The 1,223-nt window shown below is 32.3% G+C and carries 2 protein-coding genes; both read left to right on the top strand.

Features of this window, described 5'->3' with window-relative positions; translation table 11 throughout:
* Positions 1 to 754: AmmeMemoRadiSam system protein B (amrB, locus tag HG1285_RS00845; RefSeq protein ID WP_008289547.1), on the top strand; the 754-nt coding region annotated here is incomplete at its 5' end.
* A 2-nt stretch (positions 755 to 756) separates the two neighbouring features.
* The coding region (amrA, locus tag HG1285_RS00840) for an AmmeMemoRadiSam system protein A (RefSeq protein ID WP_008289548.1) at positions 757 to 1,223 on the top strand (467 nt) is incomplete at its 3' end.

Genomic DNA, 1,223 nt, shown 5'->3' on the forward strand with positions numbered 1-1,223 from the left:
TGAAGAGCTAAAAAAAATGCTCTTATATTTTCTGGAAAATGCTCCTCTTTATAATATAAAGCCTGAAGCAGTTATAAGCCCACATGCAGGATATATATATTCCGGGCAAACTGCTACTTACAGTTATAAACAGTTTTTGAACTTAGATAAAAATAAACATTACAAAGTATTATTAATAGGACCTTCTCATTTTGTACCATTTAACGGCATATCTTTTGGTTATTATGATTACTGGGAAACACCTCTTGGAAAAGTAAAGGTAGATAAAGAAGAGATAGAAAAATTCGCTATGAAAAATCCTGACCTTCCGATTACGTTTAACACAATACCACATCAGAGGGAACATTCATTAGAAGTACAGGTTCCATTTTTACAAATGGTTTTAGAAGATTTTTCAATAATACCTGTTGTTTATGGACAGATTGATTTTCGTATCGTTGAAAAAATAATAGCTGATATTAAAGGGGATAGAGACGATGTTGTTGTGGTAATAAGTACAGATTTAAGCCATTACTATCCTTACGAGACTGCAAGACAGATAGATAAATACTGCTTACTTGCTGTTGAAGAGGAAGATGTTTCCTATCTTCAAAAATGTGAAGCCTGTGGAGAGATAGGAATGGCAGCTATTATTGATTGGGCATCCAAAGCTAAATGGAAATCAAAAGTTTTAGATTATAGAACATCAGGAGATACTGCTGGTAATAAAGATGCAGTTGTTGGATATTTAAGCGCTGTTTTTTACAAGGGGTAAAAATGGAAGATATTATAAAAAATTTAAGTGAAATATCAGAAGAAGAAGGTAAAGCTTTAGTAGAACTTGCAAGAATTGCTATAAAAGAATATTTAAAGACAGGAAGAATTATAGACCTTAAAGAAATACCTTATGAAAACTGGAAGAAAAAAGGAGCATCTTTTATAACCCTTGAAAGAAAAGATAACGGTCAGCTTAGAGGTTGTATAGGTTCTATTCTTCCTTTTAGACCTTTGTATCAAGATGTAATATCAAATGCAATTGCAGCAGCAACAAAAGACCCAAGATTTTTGCCTGTAAGTTTGGATGAGCTTCCTTTAATTAGTACAAAAGTTTCCGTTTTATCTTTTCCCCAAAAATTAGAATATAAAAGTCCGGAAGATTTACTGAGTAAACTAAAACCTTTTAAAGATGGTCTAATATTAAAACTTGGCGAATACCAGGGAACATTTTTACCTGATGTTTGGCA

The sequence above is a fragment of the Hydrogenivirga sp. 128-5-R1-1 genome, assembly GCF_000171895.1.